The 24,116-nt window shown below is 69.1% G+C and carries 22 protein-coding genes; 12 read left to right on the top strand and 10 right to left on the bottom strand.

All coding sequences use genetic code 11. The annotated features are described in order from the left end of the window. Positions 1–408: 408 nt before the first annotated feature. Positions 409–690, top strand: coding sequence for a DUF433 domain-containing protein (locus IT306_22720; protein MCC7371248.1), 282 nt, complete (start codon positions 409–411; stop codon positions 688–690). Further along, a complete protein-coding gene (locus IT306_22725) occupies positions 687–1,061 on the top strand; it encodes a hypothetical protein (GenBank protein ID MCC7371249.1) in 375 nt (124 codons plus the stop codon). Before IT306_22720 ends, IT306_22725 begins: the two co-directional genes overlap by 4 nt. 34 nt (positions 1,062–1,095) lie before the next feature. On the opposite strand, the gene IT306_22730 is transcribed toward IT306_22725, so the two are convergent. The 3 genes from IT306_22730 to IT306_22740 all read right to left on the bottom strand — a co-directional run bounded on the left by IT306_22730 (position 1,096) and on the right by IT306_22740 (position 5,223). Next, entirely contained in the window at positions 1,096–3,168 is a 2,073-nt protein-coding gene (locus tag IT306_22730) for a DEAD/DEAH box helicase (GenBank protein MCC7371250.1), read from the bottom strand. A 140-nt stretch (positions 3,169–3,308) separates the two neighbouring features. Then, complete coding sequence (locus IT306_22735) at positions 3,309–4,829, bottom strand: glycosyltransferase family 39 protein (GenBank protein ID MCC7371251.1); 1,521 nt, start codon at positions 4,827–4,829, stop codon at positions 3,309–3,311. Between the two features lie 67 nt (positions 4,830–4,896). After that, positions 4,897–5,223: a hypothetical protein gene (locus tag IT306_22740; protein ID MCC7371252.1), complete on the bottom strand. Its 327-nt coding sequence runs from the start codon at positions 5,221–5,223 to the stop codon at positions 4,897–4,899. Positions 5,224–5,509: 286 nt separating this feature from the next. Between IT306_22740 and IT306_22745 the strand changes: the two genes are divergently transcribed. Continuing rightward, complete coding sequence (locus IT306_22745) at positions 5,510–6,520, top strand: SGNH/GDSL hydrolase family protein (GenBank protein MCC7371253.1); 1,011 nt, start codon at positions 5,510–5,512, stop codon at positions 6,518–6,520. Positions 6,521–6,528: 8 nt separating this feature from the next. Next, complete coding sequence (locus tag IT306_22750) at positions 6,529–7,665, top strand: hypothetical protein (protein MCC7371254.1); 1,137 nt, start codon at positions 6,529–6,531, stop codon at positions 7,663–7,665. A gap of 49 nt (positions 7,666–7,714) precedes the next feature. Here IT306_22750 and IT306_22755 read toward each other — a convergent pair whose 3' ends face one another. Further along, positions 7,715–9,271: a hypothetical protein gene (locus tag IT306_22755; GenBank protein MCC7371255.1), complete on the bottom strand. Its 1,557-nt coding sequence runs from the start codon at positions 9,269–9,271 to the stop codon at positions 7,715–7,717. Positions 9,272–9,495: 224 nt separating this feature from the next. Beyond that, positions 9,496–9,675, bottom strand: coding sequence for a hypothetical protein (locus tag IT306_22760; GenBank protein ID MCC7371256.1), 180 nt, complete (start codon positions 9,673–9,675; stop codon positions 9,496–9,498). Positions 9,676–9,926: 251 nt separating this feature from the next. Between IT306_22760 and IT306_22765 the strand changes: the two genes are divergently transcribed. From IT306_22765 to IT306_22780, 4 genes are all read left to right on the top strand, one after another. Continuing rightward, complete coding sequence (locus tag IT306_22765; protein MCC7371257.1) at positions 9,927–10,277, top strand: L-rhamnose mutarotase; 351 nt, start codon at positions 9,927–9,929, stop codon at positions 10,275–10,277. A gap of 653 nt (positions 10,278–10,930) precedes the next feature. Continuing rightward, positions 10,931–12,511 carry a D-aminoacylase gene (locus tag IT306_22770; protein MCC7371258.1) on the top strand — a complete coding sequence of 527 codons (1,581 nt, stop codon included), beginning with the start codon at positions 10,931–10,933 and terminating at the stop codon, positions 12,509–12,511. A 310-nt stretch (positions 12,512–12,821) separates the two neighbouring features. Beyond that, positions 12,822–13,442: a hypothetical protein gene (locus IT306_22775; protein ID MCC7371259.1), complete on the top strand. Its 621-nt coding sequence runs from the start codon at positions 12,822–12,824 to the stop codon at positions 13,440–13,442. Further along, positions 13,439–14,566, top strand: coding sequence for a sigma-70 family RNA polymerase sigma factor (locus IT306_22780; protein MCC7371260.1), 1,128 nt, complete (start codon positions 13,439–13,441; stop codon positions 14,564–14,566). The genes IT306_22775 and IT306_22780 overlap by 4 nt, the downstream gene beginning before the upstream one ends. Here IT306_22780 and IT306_22785 read toward each other — a convergent pair. Then, the gene (locus IT306_22785) at positions 14,519–15,820 is read right to left on the bottom strand and encodes a response regulator (GenBank protein ID MCC7371261.1); all 1,302 of its coding nucleotides are present in this window, start codon (positions 15,818–15,820) and stop codon (positions 14,519–14,521) included. The genes IT306_22780 and IT306_22785 overlap by 48 nt on opposite strands. 5 nt (positions 15,821–15,825) lie before the next feature. Further along, complete coding sequence (locus IT306_22790; protein ID MCC7371262.1) at positions 15,826–16,560, bottom strand: HAD family hydrolase; 735 nt, start codon at positions 16,558–16,560, stop codon at positions 15,826–15,828. A gap of 626 nt (positions 16,561–17,186) precedes the next feature. Between IT306_22790 and IT306_22795 the strand changes: the two genes are divergently transcribed. Both IT306_22795 and IT306_22800 read left to right on the top strand, forming a co-directional pair. Beyond that, the gene (locus tag IT306_22795) at positions 17,187–17,516 is read left to right on the top strand and encodes a hypothetical protein (GenBank protein MCC7371263.1); all 330 of its coding nucleotides are present in this window, start codon (positions 17,187–17,189) and stop codon (positions 17,514–17,516) included. 74 nt (positions 17,517–17,590) lie between these two features. Continuing rightward, positions 17,591–18,310 (top strand): DUF4304 domain-containing protein, encoded by a 720-nt coding sequence (locus IT306_22800; GenBank protein MCC7371264.1) that lies wholly within the window; start codon positions 17,591–17,593, stop codon positions 18,308–18,310. On the opposite strand, the gene IT306_22805 is transcribed toward IT306_22800, so the two are convergent. Continuing rightward, on the bottom strand, positions 18,210–19,199 hold the full coding sequence (locus IT306_22805) for an AIR synthase family protein (GenBank protein ID MCC7371265.1): 990 nt from the start codon (positions 19,197–19,199) through the stop codon (positions 18,210–18,212). The genes IT306_22800 and IT306_22805 overlap by 101 nt on opposite strands. 310 nt (positions 19,200–19,509) lie before the next feature. Then, positions 19,510–20,817 (bottom strand): starvation-sensing protein RspA, encoded by a 1,308-nt coding sequence (locus IT306_22810; GenBank protein ID MCC7371266.1) that lies wholly within the window; start codon positions 20,815–20,817, stop codon positions 19,510–19,512. Positions 20,818–21,012: 195 nt separating this feature from the next. Here IT306_22810 and asnB point away from each other — a divergent pair, with 195 nt between their 5' ends. Continuing rightward, complete coding sequence (gene asnB, locus IT306_22815) at positions 21,013–22,947, top strand: asparagine synthase (glutamine-hydrolyzing) (GenBank protein ID MCC7371267.1); 1,935 nt, start codon at positions 21,013–21,015, stop codon at positions 22,945–22,947. A 46-nt stretch (positions 22,948–22,993) separates the two neighbouring features. Here the strand turns inward: asnB and IT306_22820 are convergent, their stop codons facing one another. Then, positions 22,994–23,275 carry a hypothetical protein gene (locus IT306_22820; GenBank protein MCC7371268.1) on the bottom strand — a complete coding sequence of 94 codons (282 nt, stop codon included), beginning with the start codon at positions 23,273–23,275 and terminating at the stop codon, positions 22,994–22,996. 157 nt (positions 23,276–23,432) lie between these two features. On the opposite strand from IT306_22820, the gene IT306_22825 reads away from it, so the two are divergent. Beyond that, positions 23,433–23,906 carry a hypothetical protein gene (locus IT306_22825; protein ID MCC7371269.1) on the top strand — a complete coding sequence of 158 codons (474 nt, stop codon included), beginning with the start codon at positions 23,433–23,435 and terminating at the stop codon, positions 23,904–23,906. Positions 23,907–24,116 lie beyond the last annotated feature (210 nt).

Raw genomic sequence — 24,116 nt, forward strand, 5'->3', positions numbered from 1 at the left:
CTTGAAAGCCCCGCCTACGATCCTGCAGTCGCTGCGCGACGCTCCAGTCGCACCAGTGCCTGCCGTTCCCGACGGCCGTCGCGCAGCGACTGCATGCGTGTAGGCGGGGACTTCAGTCCCCGACCGCTCGTCTAGTCGCGCTTCGGGAACACGGACGAACATGCAATCGCCCTGCACGCATCCCAGGGTCTCGCCACCGTGCAGCCTGCCGCGCTACTCCTTTGCCGAAGCCGATCACCTTGCGGGGGTCAGCCGGGGAACGGCGCGCCGCTGGCTGGCTGGCTACAGCTATCGTGGCCGCGATGGGCTGCGAGCGTCCGTACCGCCGGTGACAGCGCGCTCCGAGCACCTCGACGGAGTCTCGTTCCTCGATCTGGTCGAGGTCGCGGTTAGGGGCGACGTAAGCGTATGCAGGCGTGGAAAGAGATCCTTGAGCCGTTCCTTGCGAATCTCGAGTACGCGGATGATCTCGCTATTCGCTGGTGGCCCCTGGGGAAAGACGCTCTCATCACCATCGATCCGGCGTATGGCTACGGCTTGCCGGTGGTCAAGGGGTCAGGTATCCGCACCGAGATCATCCGCGAACGCTCGCTGGCCGGCGACTCGAACGAGCAGATCGCGCAGGACTTTAGCCTCAATCCGAAGGAGGTCGAGCGGGCGCTCCAGTTCGAATTGAAACTGGCAGCATGATCTTCTTCGACAGGTCGATCCCCCGCTCGGTCGCCCAGGCACTGCGACTCGTCCGTGATGACATCCGCTGGCTGGACGATGAGTTCGCCAGCGACGCTCCTGATCGGGTCTGGCTGCGCGAGGTCGGTCGGCGCGAGCGGCTCGTAGTGAGTCGCGACAAGCGTAGTCGGCACCGTCCGGCCGAGCGGCAGGCCATCATCGACAACGGCGTGGGCTGCTTCGTCCTGGTTCAGAGCGCGAACCCGACGCAGTGGGAGTACCTCCGCCTGATCGTGGCGCTGCTCGACCACATGGAAGACCTGTTCGCGACAACTGCACGCCCGTTTGTCTACGGCATTGACAGGGCTGGCGGCCTGAGGCGACTGGTGTGAGCGCGTCAGGCCGCCAGCCTGCGAGGACAACGGGTTAGCGGGCGCGCTTCGGGCGGGCGGGGCGGCCAGCGCCCGGCGCGGCGCTCTTGGAGCCGCGCGTCGGGGCCTTGCCGCCAAACTTGCCGCCGGGCTTGCTCCCGAATGTGCCGCTCGGCCCGCCTGAGCGGCCCGGCTTGCCAGCGTTGACCCAGCGCTTCGGCTTGCGGTCGCCGAACGGCCTGCGCTCCTCGCCATCACGGGCAGGCCGGCGGTCATCCATGTCGCGGGCGGGCCGGCGGTCGTCGGTGTCATGGGGGAGTCGGCGGTCATCCGCGTCGCGCATGGGGCGGCGGTCGTCAGCGGCGCGCGGGGACCGCGACTCGGCGAAGGGCCGGGGCGCGCGGCGGTCCTCGCGGTAGCCGGTGCGGTCCTCACGGTAGCCTGCACGGTCTGGCCGGTCGCCTTCGCGGAACGGGCGGCGCTCACGGTCGGGCGTCGCGCCGCCAGCCGACGAACGCTCGAATGGGCGACGCTCGCGGAGGGCGTCGGCGGCAGCCAGCGAGATCGCGGGCGCGCGTCGCAGCGGCGGCGCGCCCGCACGATCCCGGCCGGCGGCAGCAGGCCGTCCGTCTGGCGCTCGTCGCTCGGCAAAGGATGGCCGCGCACCGCGCGCCGCCGCGCGAGTCTGCTCAGGAGACGCCGCCCGCTCGAATGCCCCGGATCGTTCGAGCGGTGCGGAAGGCCCAGGAGGCGTGGTGCGCTCGGACGATGCTGTGCCGGCTGCTGCTGGGATGGTCGGAAGCGTCAGCGAGCGCGTCGCCGATCCCATGCGTCGCGTGCTGACCACACCACTGGCAACCAGTTGCAGCGCCGCCGCCGCGAGATCGACCGGGTCGTGGTCTTCCAGCAGCAGCTCTTCGATCATCGGGCGGTAGCGGCCCCAGCCGCCGGCACTCAGTGTGCTGGTCAGCCGGTCACGCAGGATCTCGATCTCGCGCTCCTCGGCCTCGGCGGCGGTGGGCACCTCTTCGCGCCGAATGTGCGCGCCGGTCACTCGCTCGATGACCTTGAGAATCCGCATCTCGCGCGGGTTCACGAAGGTGATCGCCGCGCCGCGCCGACCGTACCGCCCCGTCCGCCCGATGCGGTGGACGTAATACTCCGGGTCGGGCGGGATGTCGAAGTTGATGACGTGGCTGACCTCGGGGATGTCGAGGCCGCGCGCCGCCACGTCCGTGGCGACCAGCACCTCGGTCTGGCCGCCGCGGAAGCCCCGAAGCACGCGCTCGCGCATCGCCTGCGAGATATCGCCGTGCAGCGCCTCGGCGGGGTAGCCGCGCGCGTTCAGCCCCTCGCTGACCTCGTCCACCATCCGCTTGGTGGCGCAGAACACGATGGTCCGCTCGGGCTGCTTCACGTCGAGCACACGGCAGAGGGCGTCGAGCTTGCGCGGGAACGGCACCATGTAGAAGACCTGGTCGATGTCGGGGACGGTCAGGCCCTGGGCCTTGACCAGCCGCAGCACCTCCGGCTCGCGGAGGTACTTCTGCGCCAGATCGACGATGGGCTGCGGCATGGTGGCCGAGAAGAGGGCGGTCACACGCTCGGCGGGGAGGTGCTCCAGCACGTACTCGACGTCCTCGACGAAGCCCATCTCCAGCATCTGGTCGGCTTCGTCCAGCACCAGCGTGGTGACGGCGCTCAGATCGATGGAGCCGCGCCGCATGTGGTCGAGCAGGCGGCCGGGCGTCGCCACGACGACCTGGACCCCGCGATGCAGCATGTAGAGCTGCCGGCCGATGGGCTGGCCGCCGTAGATCGGCAGCACGGAGATCCCGCGATGGTGGCCGATCTTGCACACCTGATCGGTGACCTGGACGGCCAGCTCGCGGGTGGGGGCCATGACGATGGCCTGCGGCTGGCGCAGCTCTGGATCGACGCGCTCGACCAGCGGCACGCCGAAGGCGGCGGTCTTGCCGGTGCCGGTCAGCGCCTGCGCGATGATGTCGCGGCCGGAGAGCAAGAGTGGGATTGCCTGGGTCTGAATGGGGGTTGGCTCCTCGAAGCCCATACTGGTGAGGCTCTGGAGCGTCCCCTCGCTCACGCCCAATTCGCGAAAATCGGCCACAACATCTGTCCTCTCGCGGCGCTGCACCGTCTTGTCAGCACCGCCCGCTGCCTTCTGGCATGTTTGCATCACCATGGACCGTACCATATCGCGCGCCGGCCGCTGTGGATTGTGCAGGCCGTGGCGCGAGCGGGCAGCCGTCAGGCGGGGCGGCGGCTGACGCGGGCCAGCCCGGTCCGGGCGAGGCTGACCAGGGCCGCGAGGCCGCCGGCCGCCAGCACTAGCAGCAGCGGGTCGACCGGGTAGCGGTAGCGCGGCACATACCCCACCAGCGCGGCGCTCGGGAAGACCAGCGCCAGCACCGTCAGCACCAGCAGAACCGTCGCGGCGCGCGGCCCGCGCCAGAGGCCCCACCCGATCCCCAGCAGCACCAGCGGCCCCAGCAGCCAGGCCCAGAGGTACGGCTGAAACACCCGCGTGACCGCCTCGGCCACCGAGAACTCGCGCTCCTGGATCGGGCTGGGCGGGCTGTACAGGTGCGCGATGGACTCCTCGCTCGTCCAGGCGTCCCGCAACTCGCCGTCCTTGCGGGTGGCCCAGTGGGTCCGGAAGCGCTCGTCCTCGCCGATCATCAGGCGGCGGAACTTCGCCAGCGTGCCCTCGACGTACCGTCCGGGCTGGCTGGTGAAGATCTCGATGGCGACCTCGCGCATAGCGGCATCCGCCTGCGGCTCCGTCAGCCCGAACACGTTCCTGATGCGGTGGTTGATGGCGCTCGGACGGGCGTCGCGGTTCATCTGGGTCAGGATCAGGCCGCGGATCTCGGCCTTGCGGGCGTCGGCGTACGGGGCGGGGCTGTCCGGCTTCGGCAGGATGAAGCCCTCGTCGTGCCGCACGATCCGCCCGATCAGGCTCTGGCCCAGCGCGCCCGCGCCGTCCACGCGTCCCGTCGTCATCGAGTTGCGGACCGACCACGGCGCCAGCACCAGCGCGAAGCCGATCAGGACGAACGCGGCTGGTGCGATCGCGAGACGGATAGCCGGCACGAGGCCGCGCAGGCCGCCGCGCCAGTGGTGGACGAGGATGATGATGGGGCCGAGCGGCAGCAACGCCTGCCCGATGGGCCGCGAGAGGGCCGCCAGGGCCAGCACGATGCCGGCCAGCAGGAACAGGCGGAGGCCGCCCTGCTGGAGCGCCAGCACCAGCAGCAGCATGCCAAGCGTCAGCAGCGGGATGAAGAGCGGCTCGGCCAGGATGTAGTGCTCGTAGATCAGCAGCGTGGCCGACACCGACACGCCCAACGCCGCCAGTGCGCCGGCCCACCGCCCGAACATGGCGCGGCCCAGCCCGTAGGTGGCGACGATGGTCACCACGCCGAGCAGGTGCTGCGCCAGGGCCAGTCCACGCAGGTCCTCGCCCAGCAGCCAGACCGAGCCGGCTACGAACAGCGGGTACAGGGGGGTGCGGCGCAACGGCAGGTCAAAGCCCATGCCGTTGGCGAACTCCCAACCGACCTGGAAGTAAGCCACACTGTCGCGGCGCAGGAAGAGCGGCGCACGGGCCAGCAGCATCCCCCGCGCGATCAGTCCGACGACCACCAGCGCGGCGACGACGACGAGGTCTGGATGCGCCCGGATGGCCGCGACAGCCCTCGCCCAGAGGCGCGCCGGCGAGGCCAGCGGCGCAGCCGGGGTGGGGGTGGCGAGTGTGCCAGCGACCATCAGCGAGCCGCCTTGCAGGGAGCAGGGGCTACGATCCAACTGCCGCCGCCCAGGACGGACCGGCGCATCAGCGACGGCGCATCGACGGCGCGAAGCCGATCAGCAAGGTGGCCGCGCCCATCAGCAGGAGCACCAGCAGGCCGGGGCCGGCGATACCGTAGCCTGTGTTGAGCGCCCAGATCATGTAGGCCGCTCCGAAGATCAGCGTGGGGATGCCGATCACGTTGGCGTTGTCCCAGAGCCAGCTGAACGAGTCCCAGATGTGCTTGCCGGTGGGGCCGCGCCGCAGCTTCCGCTCGACCAGGAAGCCGGCCAGGAAGACCAGGCCCCACCCGACGAGCAACACCAGGAAGAGCTGAAAGGCGAGTGCGGCGGTGTCCAGGATGCCCTGCATGGGACGGATGCTACCAGAACTCCGCCCTGGATCGCCGCTCAAATGCGACACTGCGAGCAGTTGCCTGGCCCGTGGGGATCGGAGCAATATTCAGGCCGACAGCGAGGCGATCTGGAGCGCGGCCGGCAGCGTCGCGCTCCGCTGCTCCGGGCCGCCTCAGGCTCTGGCCGTGTGAATGGCTCACCGTGTGATCGACTCTCGGCAGCCGACCCGCGTCGCGGGCGGTGGGAGGCCCGTGGCAACCCTGGCAGCAGACCGTACGCGGCGTTCGGGATCCCGTGGTCCGATGGGGCCGATGCTCGGCAACCTGGCGGCGCTGGGGGCCGGCCTGCTGGTGATGCTGTTGCTGTGCGAGATCGCGCTGCGGGTCGTCGACCTGGGGCACCCGTACTACTCCGCGCCCGAGGCGTACCGCGAGAGCAGCGATCCGCGCGTCCTTTTCGAGCCGAAGCCGGGCTTCGTCGGGTTCAGCGAGGGCGTGCCGGTCGCCATCAACGCCCGTGGCCTCCGCGAGCGCGAGCTGCCGCTGGAGAAGCCGGCCGGCACGAAACGGGTGGTGTTCCTCGGGGATTCGGTCACCTTCGGGGCGGGCGTCCGTGACGACGAGCCGTTCCCGCGCCTGCTGGAAGCGGCCGTCAACGGAGCCGGTGGCGGCCCGATCCAGACGGTCAACACCGGCGTCGTGGGCTACAACACGATCCAGGAGCTGGCCCGGCTGGAGCAGGCCGGCCTGCCATACGGGCCAGACACGGTCGTGCTGACGTTCGTGGTGAACGATCTGCTGGAGACGTTCTCGATCTTCGACCACCAGTACGATCCGGTTGGCGTCCTGGCAGGCGTCAAGGTCTGGCTGCGGCGCAACAGCTATCTGTATCGCTTCGTGCAGAACGTCTACTGGCGCATCGGGCAGGAGCTGCGGCGCTCCCGTGAAGGCCCGACTGAGCCGCTCCGCAAGCGTGACCGCCTCGATGAGCGGCTGGCGACACTCTCACAGATCGTGGCGCTGAGCCGGGCCAACGGCGCGAGCTTCCTGCTGGTCGTGTACCCCGACAACCTGGGCGATCCGGTCAGCCCGGGGCCGTCCGGCGAGCGGCTGACCGTCCGCGAGGAGCTGGAGCGGTTCGCAGCGCGCGAGGGCGTGCCGATGGTGGATCTGTCCTCGGCGCTCGGGGACGTCCGCGATCCACGGGCGCGGCAGTACCGGCTGCGGGAAGACCCGCACCCCAGCCCGGAGGGGCACCGGGCGATCGCGGAGGCGGTGCGCGCGCCGCTGCTCGACCTCGTCGGCCGCCGGTGAGCGCCTCGTTGCGCGAGCTTGCGGCGGTCTGGCTGGCGGCGCTGGCGCTGACGCTCGGGCTGTACACCTTCGGCACGACGCACGTTGGCCTTCAGAAGGACGACGCCGGCCAATACTACCAGATGGCCGAGTCGCCATCGTACCTGGCGCGGCTGCCGTACTCGTTTCGGGTCTTCTCGCCGGGCGTCGCAGGGCTGTGGCCGGGCGATCCGGTGGCTGGTTTCACGGCGCTGACGCTGCTGGCCCTGCCGTTGGTGAGCGCCTGCCTGTACGCCTACCAGCGGACCATCGAGCTGAGCCGGCCGGCGGCGCTGGCCGGCGCGCTCCTGTTCGCCGTGTCCGGTGGCGCGATCCGCATGCTGACGACGCCGGTCTACGTGGATGCCGTCACCTATCTGACGGAGGCTGCCGCGTTCTGGCTGCTGGCGCGCCGCCAGTTCTGGCCGTTCCTGGCCGTCGTGACGGTGGGCGTTCTCAACCGCGAGACGTCGCTGCTGCTGGTGGCGGTGTATCTCGCCGTGGAGCCGCCGAGCCGCGGGACGCTGGCCCGGGCGGCGCTGGCGGTGGCGCTGCCGGGGCTGCTGTTCTGTGCCGTGGTGCTTGCGAAGCTGGCGGCTGGCGGCGTCCTGAGCGGGGCGACGCCCGTCACGGTGCTGGCCCCGTTCGCGCGGACGTTCCAGCAGACGCTGCCGACGCTGCCAGAGCTGTTCGACGTGTACTCGACGCTTGGGGTGCTCTGGCTGCTCGGGGTGCGCCGCCTGCCAGGTCCGACAGGCTTCCAGCGACGGGCGCTGGTCTACGGTGCGCTGGTGGTGCTCCAACTGACCGTCTCGCGCGGGGATGAGGGCCGCAACCTCTCGCACCTGTTCCCGCTGCTGATCCCCCTGGCGATGCTGGACGTGGAGCGGCTCTGGCAGTCCGGCGGTCAGGATGGACGGCTCGGCCGGCTCCTGGCTGCCGTGCTGATCGTGGCCTGCGCCCTGAGCATGATCCACGCCCGCTGGACGATCCTTGAGTCTGCGACCGTGCGGTACGGGTTGGTGGCGGTGGGCACGGGTGTGGCGCTGGTCATCGCGTGGGGCGGGCCGCTGCTGTTGCGCCGGAATCCGCCCCTCACTCCCCGCCTGCGTGCGGGCGAGGGGTGAGGGGCAGGGCCAGTGTGGGGTGCGGGCCTCTCGGCCGTGCACGAGCGCGTCAGGGCGCGGTCACGTCGATCTCGGCCTTGAGGGTGTCGGCCCCGCCGCTCTTCTGGACCTTGACCTGCACCTTCGCCTTGCCAGGGCTGACGTGGTTCGGCACCTGGACCTTCCAGCGGCAGCGCGAGTCTTCGGCCTGGGTATCCCCGAGGGTCCAGCGCATGCCGTCTACGAAGTCGATCTGGCCAGTGCAGGACGCGCCGCTGGTGGCGTTGGCGGAGACGGTGAACTCCGTGCCGCGCTTCACGGTGGTCGGGATGCTGTCCCAGGACGAGGTGATCGGCTCGGAGCCGCGCCCCTCGACGTCGACGTTCCCGACGAGCGTGGTCTGGATGCCGTGGTCGTCGATCCAGACGCGCACCACGGCGACGCCGCGCGGTGTGTAGTTCGGGACTTTGATGCTCCAGAGGCAGCGGCTCTTCTTCTCGGTCTTCGATTCGAGGGCCACGACGGTGCCATCGTCAAAAGTCACGTCGCCGTGGCAGGTCGCGCCGTCTGGCACGGAGACCCGAACCTCGAGGTTGTCCCCCCGCTGGATGTTCGACGGCAGATCCTTGAAGGCGGCGTCCACGTCGGACGAGGTCTCGTCCACGGCGATGTTGGCGTCGATGGTGAGCTCGTCGCCGTCCGCCTTCACCGTGACTTTCACCCGGGAGTCGCCGCGTTTGGTGTCCTCGGGCACGACGATGCTCCACGAGCAGATGCCGCTCTGTTCCTGTACCTCGGGCAGCTTGATGTTGTCGGAGCTGCGGAACTGCCCTTCGCCGGTGCAGCGAGCGCCGCCCGGCACCAGCAGCCGGATCGGCAGGGCGTCGTCGCGGCGGACGGTGGTCGGGAGATCCTGGAACGCCGTCAGCACCTTGGCCTTCTCGGAGTCGCGGTCAACGTCGAAGCTGGTGAAGAGGGTCGTGGAGCGGCCGTCCAGGTTGATGGTGATGGCGGCGCGGGCGGTGCCCCGCTCGACATCGCTCGGGACGGTGCCCTCCCAGCGGCAGCGCTCCTTGTACTCGGGCTGGCTGTCGAGGGACTGGGTCTTGCCATCGGAGTAGGTGACCTGCCCCGAGCAGGTCGCGTTGTCGGGCACGCTGATGTTGATGGTGTAGCCGCCGCCCCGCTTGGTGCTGGCGGGCAGCTCTTTCAGCTCGATGCCGACGGTGTCGGAGCGCCGCACCACCATGACGGTGGCGCTCAGGATCGTCTGGACGTCGCCATCGCGGATGGTGACGGCGACGTCCGCTTCGCCGCGCCGGGTGACGTCCGGGACGATGACGTCCCAGCGGCAGCGACCGTCGCTCTCCTTCAATTCCTTGAGCTTCTGCTCGGTGTTGTCGCGGTGGATGATGCTCCCGACGCAGGTCGCCTGATCTGGCACGTCCACCTGGACCTTGAGCATGTCTCCGGTCCGGACGCTGGTCGGGAGATCGCGGAAGGCGGCATCAATCGAAGCGGCGGCAGCGGTACTGGCCCCGCTCACCGGGACCACGACCGCCGCCGCGAGGATAGCCGCCAACAGAAAGACGGCGATCGACGACGGAACGGTGCGCGACTGCCTCACGGGGGCCCCCAGATGTGTGATCGGGGCCGTCTGGTCGGCGGTGACGTGTGGTCAAGCCCGCTGTTCCCTGCCCCACTACCCAGAACGGGGCGGCTCGCCGTAAGACGCGGCAAAATCGGGGGTGCAGGGACGCTTGTGCCGAAGCTGTGAGAGACGCGCCAGCATGCAAACGGCGCGCCCACCAGGCGCGCCGTCGATCTGTTCAGTAACGAGCCGGGGCGGCGTCAGGATGCGGGTGCGGCAGTGCGGCTCCGCTGCCACTGGTCCCGCAGCTGCTGGTACTCCGCCTGGACGGCCGCGTACCGTGCCTTGAGATCGTCGTTGTCGGGGTGCTCGATCCAGGCGCGCATCAGCGCGCGGAGCTCGTGAGACAGTTTCTCCATCTCAGGCGACTGGTTGTCCATGGCTCCTCCGCGCCCGGCCACGCAGCGGCGGCTCGGGGCGACCGTTCAAGGGGATGGTGATGGTAGCCGTATTGTAGCGCTGGATCGGGGCTGGACCGGAGCGGCCGGGTGTTCTTCGCCCCGGAGTCGCGCGGGCCTGACTCCCGTGGGCGGACCGGAGTACCCTGCCCTGAACGAGCGACGCTGCTGGTGCGCCAGGCTGGCCTGCACGGCGGCCTGATGGTGGCGCGCTCGGCAGAGGGAGGTACACCATGAAGTCGTATGCGCTGACGCTGCAGCTGGTGGACGATCCGGCCGTCATCGAAGAGTACGAGAAGCAGCATCGGCAGGTCTGGCCGTCGGTGATCCGCCGCATTCACGAGGTCGGGATCACCCGGATGCAGATCTTCCGGCTGGGTACGCAGCTCATCATGTACATCGACACCACGGACGAGTTCGACCCGGCGGTGGACTTCCCCCGGGTGAACGACGACCCTGAGTCGAAGCGCTGGAACGAGTGGATGGCGACGATGCAGCGGAAGGATCCGCGCGGGAAGCCCGAAGAGTGGTGGTCGCTGATGCCGCTGGCGTTCGATACGGAGTGGCCGCGGCACAAGGTGTAGGGGGCAGGTTTCAGGGGAGAGGGGCGGGGGCACGCGGGTCAGTGCGGTCAACGTCAGGCGAACGTCCGGAATGAGCCGGTGCTTACGGGCTGTCCCGGGCGACACGGGACAAACGTCACATCTCGCTTCTTCTCCGCAGCGCTATGATGATGCCACCAGGAAGCCACAACACACGAAGCCACGGCGACCTGGGAGAGTCCAGAAGATCGGAGATCGAAGGGAGCGCGCGGAGATGTTCATCAGCCGGATGAAGCACGCCCGCCACCTGATCTTTGGGGTGCTCCAGATTGACAGTCCCGGGGCCTGCCGGGGCTAGTAGGTCGGAGCTGGCGTCAGGGGGGCAGGCCATCGAGCCGCCCAGTTGTGTAAGCAAGGCCGCCGACCGAGGGCACACACCACGTGCAGTCCCCTCGTCGACCTCTCACCCACCGATGACACGCCGCTGATTCGATCGTTCAGACGATCATCTCCTGATAGTTCATCGACCATTCACCTGAAGCGCCGAAGACGTGGAAACGAAGCCCTCGCACTGTGCGAGGGCTTCGTCGTTGTCTGGGGCCGCTGGCGGAACGGGCTGCGCGCCAGTCGAGTACCATCCGGAGTCTCGGCGCCGGCGCCCCTGACCCTGTCTCCCGAGCTTCCGGAGGTGGTGTGTGCTTGACTTGCTGATCGCCAACGGCATGATTGTCGATGGCACGGGCAACCCGGGTTTCTACGGCGCGGTGGCTGTCGAGGGCGAGACCGTCCGCGTCCTGCGCGGCGACGTCTCCCACGTCCAGGCGGCCCGGACCATCGACGCCAGCGGCCACGTCGTCTCGCCGGGCTTCATCGACATGCACGCCCACACCGGGCTGGTGATCCTGGAGCAGCCGCGCCACGAGCCGAAGATCCGCCAGGGCATCACCACCGAGCTGGTGGGCATCGACGGCAACTCGTATGCGCCGTTCCACAGCCAGGAGGACTTCGACAAGTTCTATCAGCTCAACTCGGGGCTGGATGGTGCGCCGAAGCTGCCGGGGCGCTGGTCGACGGTGGCCGAGTACCTGTCGATGTTCGACAACAAGGTGGCCGTCAACATCTGCTACATCGTCGGGAACTCGCCGTTGCGGATCAACACGGTGGGGTGGGACGATCGGCCGGCCACGGACCGCCAACTGGCGGACATGAAGGCGCTGCTCCGCGAGGCGATGGAGGAAGGCGCGTACGGGATGTCCACGGGACTGGACTACCCGCCGGGCAGCTACGCCTCAACCGACGAGCTGGTGGAGCTGTCCCGCGAGGCGGCGAAGCTCGGCGGCATCTACCACACCCACTGCCGCCACAACCTGGGCGATGCCTCGCTGGACCCGTTCAAGGAGGCCATCGACATCGGGCGGCGCTCCGGGATCGCCGCGCACATCACCCACTTCTACCAGCGGGTCGGCAGCAAGCACGGGGCCGACGAGCTGTTGAGCCTGGTGGAGGATGCCCGCGAGAAGGAAGATCTGGACGTCACGTTCGACAGCTACCCGTACGTTTTCAGCGGGACGCGGCTGGCGATCATCTTCCCGCAGTGGGTGCAGGAGGGTGGCCCGGCCACGCTGATCGCGGCCTTCAAGGATGCGGATACGCGGGCACGCCTGCGTCGGGAGGTCAGCCCCCGGGCCGGCTCCTGGCAGGACATGTGGATCACCTACTTCAAGCACGCCCACAACCACCAGTACGAGGGGAAGTCGATCGGCGAGCTGGCGATCATGACCGGCAAGCATCCGGTGGACGCCGTGATGGATCTGCTGTTGGACGAGGACTTGCAGACCTCGTACATCTCGCTGGGCGGCAGCGTGAACACGTTGCCGAAGTTCGTGAGCCATCCGTACTCGATGGTCGGCTCGGACGCGGTGCTGCTTGGTGACTATCCCAGCCCGCGCACCTACGGCTGCTTCCCGCAGATCCTGGGGCACTACGTCCGCGAGGAGAACTACCTGGCGCTGCCCCAGGCGATCCGCAAGATGACCTCGTTCCCGGCCCAGCGGCTGGGGCTGCCAGACCGGGGGCTGCTGCGCGACGGCTTCAAGGCGGATATCGTGGTGTTCAATCCCAAAACGGTCCGTGCGCCAGCCACCCGAGCCAACCCGAAGCAGTTCCCGATCGGCATCGAGTACGTGATCGTGAACGGCAAGGTGGTGGTGGATGGGAACGTCCAGAACGAGATACTGGCCGGGCGGGCGCTGCGGCGCGGGCGGCTGACGACGTAGCGCGAGCGGGCGCGCCTGCGACATCCGTGCGACATCCGGGCGCGTATATAGGAAGCACAGGGCGGCCCTGGCGAGGCGTGGACGCGTTGCCAGGGCCGTGTGCGTGGTGGGCCGGGCGGCCCCGGGCAAGGGTAGTAGAAGGTCACAACGCCTTGACGAACGGGTGGCAGGAGCGTATGCTGCTCGTGAGTAGAACATATGTTCTCCTTGGGGGTCAACCGTGGCCTTGTTTTCGCGTGATCCTGCAACTGCTGCTGCTGATTCGCCGTCCACCGGGGCTGTGCGCCCGGCTGCCGGCGCGCGTGCCACCATGCAAACCGGATGCGCCGGCTCGGCCGGACCGTCCCGCCGGCCGGCCGGGGCCGAGCCGGCTCCGCGCGCGCCGCGCCGGGGGCGGACAGTCCTCCGCCTGACGCCCGCGACCTCGGCGACGGGGTCGCGCCGTCGGCCGGGTCGGGCCGCGCCGCCGGCCGCGCGCGATCCTGGCGAACCCGGCGCTGCTGGCGAGCCGGCGCTCGACTCGTCAGCAGCGCCGGCCGATCCGTCGGCGGGGGGTGCGCCAGCGCTGCCGTCTCCGGCCGCTGCCGTGCCGTCCCCGGCCGCGCCGTCCCTGACTGATGGTGAGCCACGGATGTCGTGCGTGCGTCAGACAACGGCCCGGCGGCTCGACGCTGCGCTGGCCTCGGTGGCCGACGCCGCTGGGCTGGCCCAGGAGGTGGCGATGCTCCGCGCCTCGATCCGCCGGCTGGCGCAGCCGGCTGGCGAGACGGCCGAGCAGATCAAGGTGCTGGCCGAGCTGCGGCACCAGATCGAAGCGCTCTGCACGGCGCTGAAGACGCAGCAGGCACTGGCCGGGGATGACAACATCCGCGCAGCCGAGCTGGCCCGGGTGCTCGACGACCTGGGGGATCGACTGGGGGCGTCGCGATGAGTGCCTCTTCGACCCGTGCCTCTTCAACCCCTGCATCGTCAGCGGACACAGCGCCCCCCGCATCGGCGCCCCCCGCATCGTCGGCGGACGCAGCGCCCCACACTGCGCCGGATGCCCCGCCGAATGCCCCCGGCCTGCTCTACGATTCGGCGCTGACCGCGCGTGCGAACACGCTGGCGCTGGACCTCCAGGCTGGGCAGGCAGACGTGCTGCCGGAGCTGGTCGAGCTGTTCCAGCCGCTGCTCAAGCTGGCGGTCCGGCGCTATCGGAGCCGGTCGCTCTCGCTGCCGGCTGCCCTGGACCTGGACGACCTCCGACAGCAGGGCTGGCTGATCCTGGATGTGCTGGCCCGGCGCTGGGACCCGGCCGGCGGCGACTTCCCAGCCTACGTCCGCACGACCTTGCCCTGGGAGCTGTGGCGGTACGTCAAGGCCCAGACGCCCTCACGGCGGGCCAGGAGCGTCCGCGTCGACAACATCCAGCACGATATTCTGATGGACCGCCTGGAGGACCGGACCGGCACGGACGGCCGCCAGTGGGACGATCAGATCATTGCCGCCGAGATGCTGAGCGACCTGGACCCGATTGCCCGGTGGGTCTTCCTGCTGCGGCTCCTGGAGGATCGCTCGTTTCTGGACGTGGCGAAGGCGCTCCGGCTGACCCAGACGATGACCTATCGGGCGTACCTGCGGGCGCTCGATCAGCTCCGGCTGCGGGCCGGCCTGGAACTGGACCCTGACGATGCGCTGGGCCGGCTGCCCGGCCATCAGCCGGCTGTCGAGCGGCTGGTGGAGGCGCTCCACGCCGGGACGAGTCTCCACGGCCGGCTGCCGGGGCGGGCGGTCATCTGCGCGCAGACGGGCCTGTCCGAGGTGCGCTTCGCCCGGCTGATGGGGCTGCTGGTGACGAGCGGCTGTATCGTCGGGCGGACGGCACGGCAGCCGGGGCGGCTGGTGCATGCGACGGCCGCTGAGACGCTGGCGCACCTGCGTCGGCCGCCGGAGCAGCTGGCGCGACAACTGCTCCACCCCCGGGCGCAGCGCCCTGGTCGCTGCCGGCACGCGCCGCCTGATGGGTTACCGTGCCGCGACGAGCCGGACAAGGACGGCTTCGAGCTGGCGTAGCTCCTGGCTGACCGTCTCAGCAGCCTGTGTGAGCGAGGCCGCGGCCTGCGTGAGCGAGACCGCCTTCCCGGCTTCCGGGGGGCGGTCTCTGACTGTCTGGTCCGCCGGGCCCGACGTATCCAACGACGCCGCTTTCGCCAGCGTTTCGAGCGCGGAGCAGGCCGCGGCCAGCCGCATCGCGCCGATACTGCCAGCGCTGCCGGCCAGTGTGTGCGCCACGCGCACCACCTGCGGGATGTCCTGCCGGGCCATCCCCTCCTGGAGCAGCCGCCGCCGACGCGGAACCTCCTGAAGGAAGACTTCCACGACCTCCTGGTACGGTGCGCTGAGCCGGCCATCCACGATCAGCAGCACGTCGGGATCGAGGACCGGCAGGCTCGCCTGCGCCGGGGCTGGATCCGAGGCGTCCTCAGGGTCCGAGGCGAGTGGCGGGGCAGCGGCGACGTCGGAGGGCGGGGCTGCATCGGCGGACGAAGCGGGGGCTGCGGCCGGGGCTGTGGCTGAGGCTGTGGCAGTGGAAGACCCACGGTCTGCGGCAGGCGTCGGCGGCGTGTGCCTGACGCCCCAGCGCTCCAGGGTGGCGGCGAGCCGGGCGGCGTCCAGCGGCTTGGCGAGATGATCGTCCATGCCGGCGTCACGGGCGTGCTGGCGGGCGTCGTCGTCCGTCGCGGCGGTCAGCGCGACAATCGGCAGGCGAGGTCTCGGCTGCCCAGGCGTTGCGCTCGCCCTGTCGGCCTGCGACGCTACGGCCTCCTCGGCCAGCGACTGCGCGGCCTCCCACTGACGGATGGCGGCCGTCGCCGCGAAGCCGTCGAGGGTCGGCAACTGGCAGTCCATCAGCACCAGGGCGTAGGTCTGCGTTGTGACGGCATCGACGGCTGGCTGACCGTCGGTCACGGCGTCGGCCTGGACGCCGAGGCGCTCCAGCAGCCGCAATGCGATGCGCTGACTGACGCGGTCGTCCTCGACAAGGAGGACGCGAGGCTGGGAGATGGGGGGGATGGGAAGGGGGCTGGGCGTGACGGCCTTCCCCGCCCCAGCGACCGCGGTCTGCCGGGCCAGCCGTCCGAGGCTGTTCACCAGCCCGACAGACATTCCCATGGACGTCAGCAGCCCGGCTGCCAACGCCACCGCCGGCGAGGCTGTGACCCAGAGTATCCCGACCACCAGCAGCGGGACGATCACCACGATCAGGCTGACCGCGACCACCCAGGTGCGTAGGGGAACCTGAAACTGCCACCGCCGCGCCGCCATGCTGCTCAGGCGTCCGTTGGGCCGGGAGTGTGGGGCGACGCCGCCGTTGTATCCAGCAGGGCCAGCACCTCTGTATCCAGCAGGGCCAGCACCTCGGTCAGCCGCCGAATCTGGTGGTCGAAGCCGGTGCTCGTGCCGTAGTCGCCGCTCTGGTGCGGCTGCTCGATCTTGACGGCCAGCATCCCGAGTTGCTGCGCCGCGTCCAGCTCGGCGAAGGCGCCATCGGCCACGAACATGGTCTCGGCCACCGGGACGCCAAGGGCCTCGACTGCCTGCTGGTAGATGGCAGGGTCCGGCTTCATCACGCCGACCTCGCAGGAGCGGACGACGGCGCTCAGGTACGGGGCCAGCCCGATCCGTTCGAGCAGGTCGCCGTGCGCCGAGCAGTTGCTGAGCAGCCCGAGCGCGTACCCACGGTCCTGCAACGCGGCGAGTGTCGGCAACGTCTCGGGATAGAGCGTGACGGCGCTCACCCAGCCGTCGATCTCGCGCTCGGCCAGTTCACGCAGCAGCGCGGGCGAGGCATCTGCGCCAGCCTGTCGGAGCATGGTCCGCAGCTCGTCCTCCAGCCCGCCGAGCCGCCCGAGCATCCGGTCCAGCACGTTCTCACGCCAGAGCTGGCCCCAGGCGTCTGGATCGACGCCCGCGTGGACGGCCATCGCGCGGCGCACCTCAGCCAGCGCCGCGCCATTCAGATAGAGCAGCGTGTCGAACAGGTCGAAGAGGACAGCACGGATCATCGGGACCAGTGTACCGCCTACACGGTGTCCGAGCAGATCATGCCTCCAGCCGAGACGCTCTCGGGCACAAGAGTAGCAAGCTTGTGATGCTCGCCCTACCCAAAAGACGGACTCTGAACGAATGGATCTACTGAAAGCCTCACTACGCTGAGCCATACTGACAGTGCAGGGCGGATATCACGGGCGCGTCACAGCAGAGCACTATTGAAATTCGCCGTGTGTGGCACTCTACCAGTGCAGGAGCAGAAGGCGAGCGGTGAGATGCAGGTAGACAATCGTCAAATCGCCACCTATCCAACGACCGGGGAGGGGCTGTCTGCAAGCAGCCGCTGGCGTCCATCTCCTGAGGCAGTCGGCGGGGCTATCGCTGGGGGTACCACCGGCGCGGCGCTGTGGGGGTCACTTGGCGCGCTTGCCGGCATGGTTGTCGGTGCGGCAGTTGCGACAACCACGATGCGACGCTTTGCTCCCCGCATGCACTAGCCTGGCGCCTCCGTGCTGTATTTCCTGGGGATAGTCCTGACCTCGCTTTCTTCGCCCTTGGTTCATATCGCCGTTGGAGGGCTGGCGACGCACTCGATGCACCGTATCTCACGCGCCTCGTGTGGGTATCAGTCGGCCTGGGCATGGGTGTCGGTACTGTGACGGCGCCGGCACTCTGGGTACTGATCCCCTATTCGCTGTTTGGCGGTGCCATTGAGAGCAATCTGCCACCAGGCGCGACCCCAGGCTTCTTGCTCGGCCTGCTTGTTATCGGCGCACTCATGACGCTGGTGTACGTCTTCATCGGTTACCGCGATCACGTATTTCCCTATCGGATGATTGAGGACAGCTACAGGCCGAGAATCTTGATCCCGATAGCAGCGTCAGGCCACTTCAGCGCAATCCCGAAGATTCCCCTGAGTGACATCACCCAGTCCACGCTGATGACGCGGAGGTTGGCCGCGTTTCCATGAACACTCCAGAAAGACAACAGGCCTCTGAAGAGGCGCCCTTGTCACCCTCCGCCCAGGGGCAGTGTACGAGTCTGATGACAGCCGTCGCTCCAGTGCTGAAGCGCGCCGGCTTCCGCAAGCAGCGGCAGCTCTTTACTCGGTATGAGGATGGGAACATCGGTGTCGTCCAGTTCCAGAAGAGCGCGTCGGCAACACAGGACCGGGTGACGTTCACCACCAACCTGGGAGTGTGGTCAGTGCTCGTGTCCGCGTCTGAGGGACGACGACGAACTGCTGCCCTGGTGACCGAGCCAGATTGTCACTGGCGGGCACGTATCTGGACGTTGCTCCCTGCCCGGCAGGACAGGTGGTGGGAGATCACGCCGGAGACGGACATCGACGTGCTGGCTGCGGAGATCCGTGCCATCTTGGAGCAGGTCGCCATACCAACGGTGGTTGCACGCACGCCGGACACGGGCCTACGCGACCACTGGCTCGCGGGCGGGAGCGCAGGCACGACCGAGTTCTGCCGGCTGACCTCCCTGACGACCTGGTTCGGGCGCTGGGCCCTGAAGAAGCGTACGACGGCATCGAGCAGGCACTGCGCGACATCGAGGCGACGCGAGCTGAACGGCTGGCTGCCCAGCGTGCGGAGCTGGCGCGCGCGCTCCAGGAACTGGCCCCACACCTACGGATCGAGTGATGAGCCGCGGGTCAGCCGTACTGCTCCAGGATGCGCCAGAGCTCGTCGCGGTGCACGGACTCGGCGGGGACGGGGCGGCCCCGTACCAGCACCGTCCGCGCGCCGCTGGTGACCCGCCCGATGGGCGTGGCCGGAATCCGATGCTCGGCAAGGCCGGCCAACATCCGCGAGAGGTCCGGGCAGGCGATCAGCATCGCGCCGCTGGAGATCAGTTTCAGCGGGTCCGCGCCGAAGGCGGCGCACACCTGCCGGGTCTCGTCCAGGATCGGGACGGCTGAGGCGTCGATCTCGAAGCCGTAGCCAGATGCTTCGGCCAGCTCCCAGAGCGCGCCGAGCACGCCACCTTCGGTCGGATCGTGCAGGGCCGTCGCCCCCAGCTTCGCCGCCTCGATGCCATCGCGCACCACGCTGATCCGGGCGCTGAAGCCCTGCGCCCGCGCGATGGCCTCCGGGGTCATCTTGCCGTCGAGATGGGCGGCCAGATCGGTGGCGAGGATGGCGGTGCCCTCCAGGCCAGCCCACTTCGTCAGCAAGAGCGTGTCGCCGGGGCGCGCCCCGCCGGAGGTCACCAACTGCTCGCGGGGCGCGCGTCCGACCGCCGTCATCGAGATGATCGGCGAGACGACGCCCGGCGCGACCTCGGTGTGGCCGCCCAGCACCTCGATGCCCAGCTCCAGCGCCGCCCGGTGGATGTCCATCATCACCTGGGCTACGTCGGCCTCGTCGGCGGTGGGCGGAAAGATGAGGGTTGCCAGCACGCCGACCGGCCGCGCGCCCATCGCCGCGATGTCGTTGCAGGAGACGTGGACGGCGTACCAGCCGGCCGACGAGCCTGCGCCGGTGATCGGATCGGACGAGAGCACGCAGACCTCGTCGCCGAAGGCCACGGCGGCGGCGTCCTCCCCGAGCCGCGCATGCACCACGACGTCGTCGCGCCGGACGCCGAGCCGATCGAGGACGAGCCGGCGCAACGCCGCAGGGTCGAGCTTACCTGTCTTCAACGCCACCGCGTTGGCCCCTCCACACCGATCGTCTACTGCGCCGCACACGGTGAGCCTGTCGTCCGCGCGCCCGCCGATTGTCCCCCAGGGGACGGGCAGCCGTCCATGTCCAGAGACGGGCTGCCAGGGAGATCGGTGACAGCCGCCCTGCTGAGCCTGGCCCTTGTCGGCGGCCCGCCAGCTATCGCGGGCGTTGTGCAGCAGCAGCGCCCGTCCTCCAGAAGAGGCCGGGCGCTGCCCGGGTGTCCGGGAATGAATCTGGGAGCGGGGCGGCGAAGATCGCCGCGCTCCCAGCGGGTACCGTGAGCCGCTACGGCTTCTGGACGGTGCCGTCCCGCCGCCGGATCTCCGGCCACGCGCCGTTGACCGGGTGTTCGGGGAACGGGTACTTCGCCGCCAGCTCCTCGTTCACGTCGATGCCCAACCCGGGCTGCTCGTTCGACCACATCGCGCCGTCGCGGACCTCGGGGCAGCCGGGGAAGACCTCCTTTGTCCGCTCGCCGAACAGCGAGGCCTCCTGAATCCCGAAGTTGGACGACGACAGGTCCAGTTGGAGGTTCGCGGAGTGGCCGACGGGCGAGGTGTCGCCAGGGCCGTGCCAGGCCGTCCGCACCCCGAAGAACTCGCAGAGGATGCCGAGCTTGCGGGCCGGCGTCAGGCCGCCGATGTCCGAGATGTGGACCCGGATAAAGTCGATCAGCCGGTCGCGGATCAGCGGCACGTACTCGTGCTGGTTGACGTACAGCTCGCCCATCGCGATGGGGACGGCGCACTGCTGCCGGAGGATCCGGAAGTAGTCGTTGTCCTCGGGGGCGAAGATGTCCTCGAGGAAGAACAGCTTGTACTGTTCCAGCTCCTTGGCAAGCTGAATCGCCATGATCGGTGGGACGCGCTCATGCACGTCGTGCAGCAGCTCAACGTCCCAGCCAAGGGCGTTGCGCATGTGCTCGAAGAGGCGCGGCACCGTCTGAGTGTACGGGCGCGGCTCCCAGGGGCGGGTGTCCAGCGGCGGGCGATAGGCCGGCTTCGCAGACGCCGCCGTGTCGCTGCGATGGCCGCCGCTGCCGTAGGTGGAGTAGCCCCGCACCTCGACCTGACACCGAACGTGGCGATGGCCCTGGGCCATGAACGCCCGCGCCCGGTCCTCGACCTCCTGGAAGTCGCGGCCGGTGGCGTGGACGTACACGTCCGCCGCCTTGCGGACCTTCCCGCCGAACAACTGGTAGAGCGGCACGCCGGCCCGCTTCGCCTTGATGTCCCAGAGCGCCTGGTCGATGCCGGACATCGCGTTGTTCAGGACCGGGCCGCTGCGCCAGTACGAGCTGACGTAGGCCGCCTGCCAGATGTCCTCGATGTCGTCCGGGTTGCGCCCGATGACGAACGGCTTGAGATACTGCTCGACGGCCGTCACGACCGCCAGCGGGCGCTGGGTGAACGTCGCGCAGCCGAGGCCATAGAGGCCCGGCTCGCTCGTCTCGACCTTGACGATGACCAGCCGGATGCCATCCGGCGCGGTGCAGATCGTCTTGACGTTGGTGATCTTGAGGGCTGGCTGGCCGCCGCCCGGCTCCCAGACTGGCGGCAGAATCGGCTGAATGTCATCAGCGCTGGCTGACATGAAGCGAAGCCTCCTTCGTCGGTCGGACCTGTTGTACACGTCGGTGCGGGCGTATCCTCGCCGAGACGATACCGCTTTGGGCCGCCCGCGGCACGCCGGCGGCGCTGGCCCGGCCGGCCGGCCATCCGATAGAGTTGTCCAACTTTCTGGCCCCGAACCATCGGTCATGGCGGCCATGACCACCAGGACAGGCTGATGTGTGGCATCTGCGGTGAAGTGAAGCTGCGCGAGGGTCCGCCCCCGCTGCAGGACGTGACGCGCGCGATGCTCCGCGTGATGCGCCACCGTGGGCCGGACGGCGAGGGCTGGTACGGCGACCAGGATGTTGCGCTCGGGGCGGTCCGGCTGGCGATCATCGACCTGGCGGGCGGCCAGCAGCCGATCCACAACGCCGATCAGACCCTGACCATCGTCTTCAACGGCGAGATCTACAACTTCGCAGCGTTGCGCAGCCAGCTCGAACGGCTCGGGCACCGCTTCACGACGCACAGCGACACCGAGGTCATCCTCAAGGCGTACGAGGAGTTCGGCGCGGAGTGCGTGCTCCACCTGAACGGCATCTTCGCCTTCGCGATCTGGGATCAGCGGCGCAAACTGCTGTTCATCGGGCGCGACCGCATGGGCATCAAGCCGCTGTACTACGCCGTCACCGACGACAGCCTGATCTTCGCATCTGAGCTGAAGGTGATGCTGGCGCACCCGCGCGTCGAGCGCCACGTCGATCTCGTGTCGCTGAACGACTACCTGACCTTCGAGTACGTCCCCACGCCGCGCTCGATCATCAAGGGCGTCAAGAAGCTGCCGCCCGGCCACACCCTGACCGTCCAGGGCGGGCGCGTCGAGATCAACCAGTTCTGGGACGTGCGGCTGGAGCGCAGCGAGACCGGCCGCCAGTCCGAGCGCGAGTACCAGCGGGAACTGCTGGACCGGCTGGAAGACTCGGTCAAGCGCGAGCTGGTGAGCGACGTGCCCGTCGGGGTGCTGCTCTCGGGCGGGCTGGACTCCAGCGCCATCGCCGTGATGGCGGCTCGGCACTACCCTGGCCGCATCAAGACGTTCACGGCGGCCTTCGAGGACGCCTCCTTCGACGAGTCGCGCTACGCCCGGCTGGTGGCGCGGGGCGTCGGCGCGGAGCACCACGAGATGACGGTCAGCGCTGGCGACCTGCTGGCGCTGGTGCCGCGCCTCGGCGAGCTGGTAGACGAGCCACTGGGCGACTCGTCGTTCGTGCCGACGTACCTGCTCTCGCAGTTCGTGCGGAAGCACGTCAAGGTGGCGCTCGGCGGCGACGGCGGCGACGAGCTGTTCGCCGGCTACCCGACCTACCAGGCGCACCGGCTGATCGAGTACTACGAGATGGCGGTCCCGCAGCCGATCCGGCGGGATATCGTGCCGCGCCTGATCGAGCGTTTGCCGACCTCCTTCGACAACATCAGCCTGGACTTCAGGCTCAAGCGGTTCATCAGCGCGCGGGGCCTCCCCATCGGGACGCGCCATCACCAGTGGCTCGGCTCGTTCACGCCGGAGGAGACGCGGGCTGTCCTGGAGCCGTGGGCCGCCGTGGACGAGCGCGACGTCTACGAGATCGTGACGGCGCACCAGCAGCGCTGCGCGGCCTCGGAGCCGGTCAACCAGCTGCTCTACTGCGACATGAAGATGTACCTGGAGGGGGACATCCTCCAGAAGGTGGACCGGGCGAGCATGGCCTCCTCGCTGGAAGTGCGGGTGCCGCTCTTGAACCGCGTGATGGTGGAGTGGGCCACGCGCCTCCCGCACGATCAGAAGCTGCGCGGGTTCACGACCAAGTACCTGTTCCGCAAGGCGTTGCGGCGGATCCTGCCGGCCGAGATCATCGACCGCAAGAAGAAGGGGTTCAACATGCCGGTCGCCAAGTGGTTGGCCGGCCCCCTGCGTGACCTGACCGAGGACACCCTCTCCGAGCGACGCCTGCGCGAGGACGGCTACTTCCAGCCGCAGGCGGTCCGGCGGCTGCTGGACGAGCACTACGCCCGCCGCAAGGACAACCGCAAGCTGCTGTGGACGCTGCTGATCTTCCAGCTGTGGCTGGACGCGCTCAAGACCACGCCCCGCTACGAGGGAGTCGCCGCCTCGACGGTCGTGTTGCCGTAGCCGTTCCGGCAGACCAACGCCCCGCAGGACTCCCCGCGGGTGTCGCTCAGTGGGTGTGCGAGCCAGGCCCGTGCGAGTGGGAGTGGCCGCCGGGACCGTGCGAGTGCCCGAATCCGCCGCCGCCCCCGGGGGCTGTTGGCGGGCGATAGGCGGGCGTCGGGCTGGAGTTCTTGCTGCCGAAGACGAACATGTCCGTGGGCGGGGAGAACAGGCGGTTGGCAGGCTCGCCGTCGTCCGGGCAGACGACATCGTCCGTCCGCTGGGAGAAGCTCCGGAAGGCCTCGAAGACCTTCTCGCAGCCTGTGCACTGGAAATCGTACTTCGGCATCGGACGAACCCTCCGGAAAGCCCTCGGCACTCCGGAGAGAGCATACCGTCAGCCGGCGGAATCGGCCAGCACCCCGTGCACGCGGCGGCCCGGCAGACTATCCTCACCCGTCGGGCGGCGCCGGTACGAGCCGGCCGCCCCAGCACGGGAGGGAACCATGTCCGCCCAGAACGATCCGAACTGTCGGATCTGCTCCGTCAGCACCGGCCAGATCGAGCCGCCACACGGCATTCTCTACCAGGACGATCTGTGGGTCGTGCGGCACAGCGCACCGCCCTACGGCGTGGCCGGCTGGCTGACGCTCCAGACCCGCCGCCACTGCCCGGAGCCGGCCAGCTTCAACGACGCCGAGACGAAGAGCTTCGGCCCGACGCTCCGCTTCTTTGAGGGCGTCCTGCGGGAGATCACCGGCGCGCTCCGGATCTACACCGTGGCGATGGGCGAGAGCTTCCCGCACTTCCACGGCCACATGGTCCCGCGCTACGCTCAGACCCCCGGCGACGTGAAGACCTACGGCGTCTTCCTGCTCTCCGAGGCGGCGGCGCGCGGCGAGATCACGGTGGACGAGGCCGAGGTCAAGCGCATCTGCGAGGCGTTCAAGGAAAAGACGAAGGGCGGCGTCCCGGCGTAGGAATGAGCGGTCAGCGGTCAGCGGTCAGCGGTCAGGCGTCAGGCGTCAGGCGTCAGGCGTCAGGCGTCAGGCGTCAGTCGTCAGTCGTCAGTCGTCAGTCGTCAGTCGTCAGTCGTCAGTCGTCAGTCGTCAGTCGTCAGTCGTCAGTCGTCAGTCGTCAGTCGTCAGTCAAGTATGTCGGTGAAAGTGTGCGAGTTCCAGTTGTCATCC

This window comes from Chloroflexota bacterium (assembly GCA_020850535.1).
In the GTDB taxonomy this organism is placed as follows: Bacteria; Chloroflexota; UBA6077; order UBA6077; family JACCZL01; genus JADZEM01.

Bases quoted from the DNA above. Each gene is read 5' to 3' on its own strand.
- IT306_22720 (MCC7371248.1), top strand. From the start codon at position 409: ATGCAGGCGTGGAAAGAGATCCTTGAGCCGTTCCTTGCGAATCTCGAG.
- IT306_22725 (MCC7371249.1), top strand. From the start codon at position 687: ATGATCTTCTTCGACAGGTCGATCCCCCGCTCGGTCGCCCAGGCACTG.
- IT306_22735 (MCC7371251.1), bottom strand. From the start codon at position 4,829: ATGGTCGCTGGCACACTCGCCACCCCCACCCCGGCTGCGCCGCTGGCC.
- IT306_22740 (MCC7371252.1), bottom strand. From the start codon at position 5,223: ATGCAGGGCATCCTGGACACCGCCGCACTCGCCTTTCAGCTCTTCCTG.
- IT306_22745 (MCC7371253.1), top strand. From the start codon at position 5,510: ATGGGGCCGATGCTCGGCAACCTGGCGGCGCTGGGGGCCGGCCTGCTG.
- IT306_22760 (MCC7371256.1), bottom strand. From the start codon at position 9,675: ATGGACAACCAGTCGCCTGAGATGGAGAAACTGTCTCACGAGCTCCGC.
- IT306_22765 (MCC7371257.1), top strand. From the start codon at position 9,927: ATGAAGTCGTATGCGCTGACGCTGCAGCTGGTGGACGATCCGGCCGTC.
- IT306_22775 (MCC7371259.1), top strand. From the start codon at position 12,822: ATGCAAACCGGATGCGCCGGCTCGGCCGGACCGTCCCGCCGGCCGGCC.
- IT306_22780 (MCC7371260.1), top strand. From the start codon at position 13,439: ATGAGTGCCTCTTCGACCCGTGCCTCTTCAACCCCTGCATCGTCAGCG.
- IT306_22785 (MCC7371261.1), bottom strand. From the start codon at position 15,820: ATGGCGGCGCGGCGGTGGCAGTTTCAGGTTCCCCTACGCACCTGGGTG.
- IT306_22790 (MCC7371262.1), bottom strand. From the start codon at position 16,560: ATGATCCGTGCTGTCCTCTTCGACCTGTTCGACACGCTGCTCTATCTG.
- IT306_22795 (MCC7371263.1), top strand. From the start codon at position 17,187: ATGGGTGTCGGTACTGTGACGGCGCCGGCACTCTGGGTACTGATCCCC.
- IT306_22800 (MCC7371264.1), top strand. From the start codon at position 17,591: ATGACAGCCGTCGCTCCAGTGCTGAAGCGCGCCGGCTTCCGCAAGCAG.
- IT306_22810 (MCC7371266.1), bottom strand. From the start codon at position 20,817: ATGTCAGCCAGCGCTGATGACATTCAGCCGATTCTGCCGCCAGTCTGG.
- asnB (MCC7371267.1), top strand. From the start codon at position 21,013: ATGTGTGGCATCTGCGGTGAAGTGAAGCTGCGCGAGGGTCCGCCCCCG.
- IT306_22820 (MCC7371268.1), bottom strand. From the start codon at position 23,275: ATGCCGAAGTACGATTTCCAGTGCACAGGCTGCGAGAAGGTCTTCGAG.
- IT306_22825 (MCC7371269.1), top strand. From the start codon at position 23,433: ATGTCCGCCCAGAACGATCCGAACTGTCGGATCTGCTCCGTCAGCACC.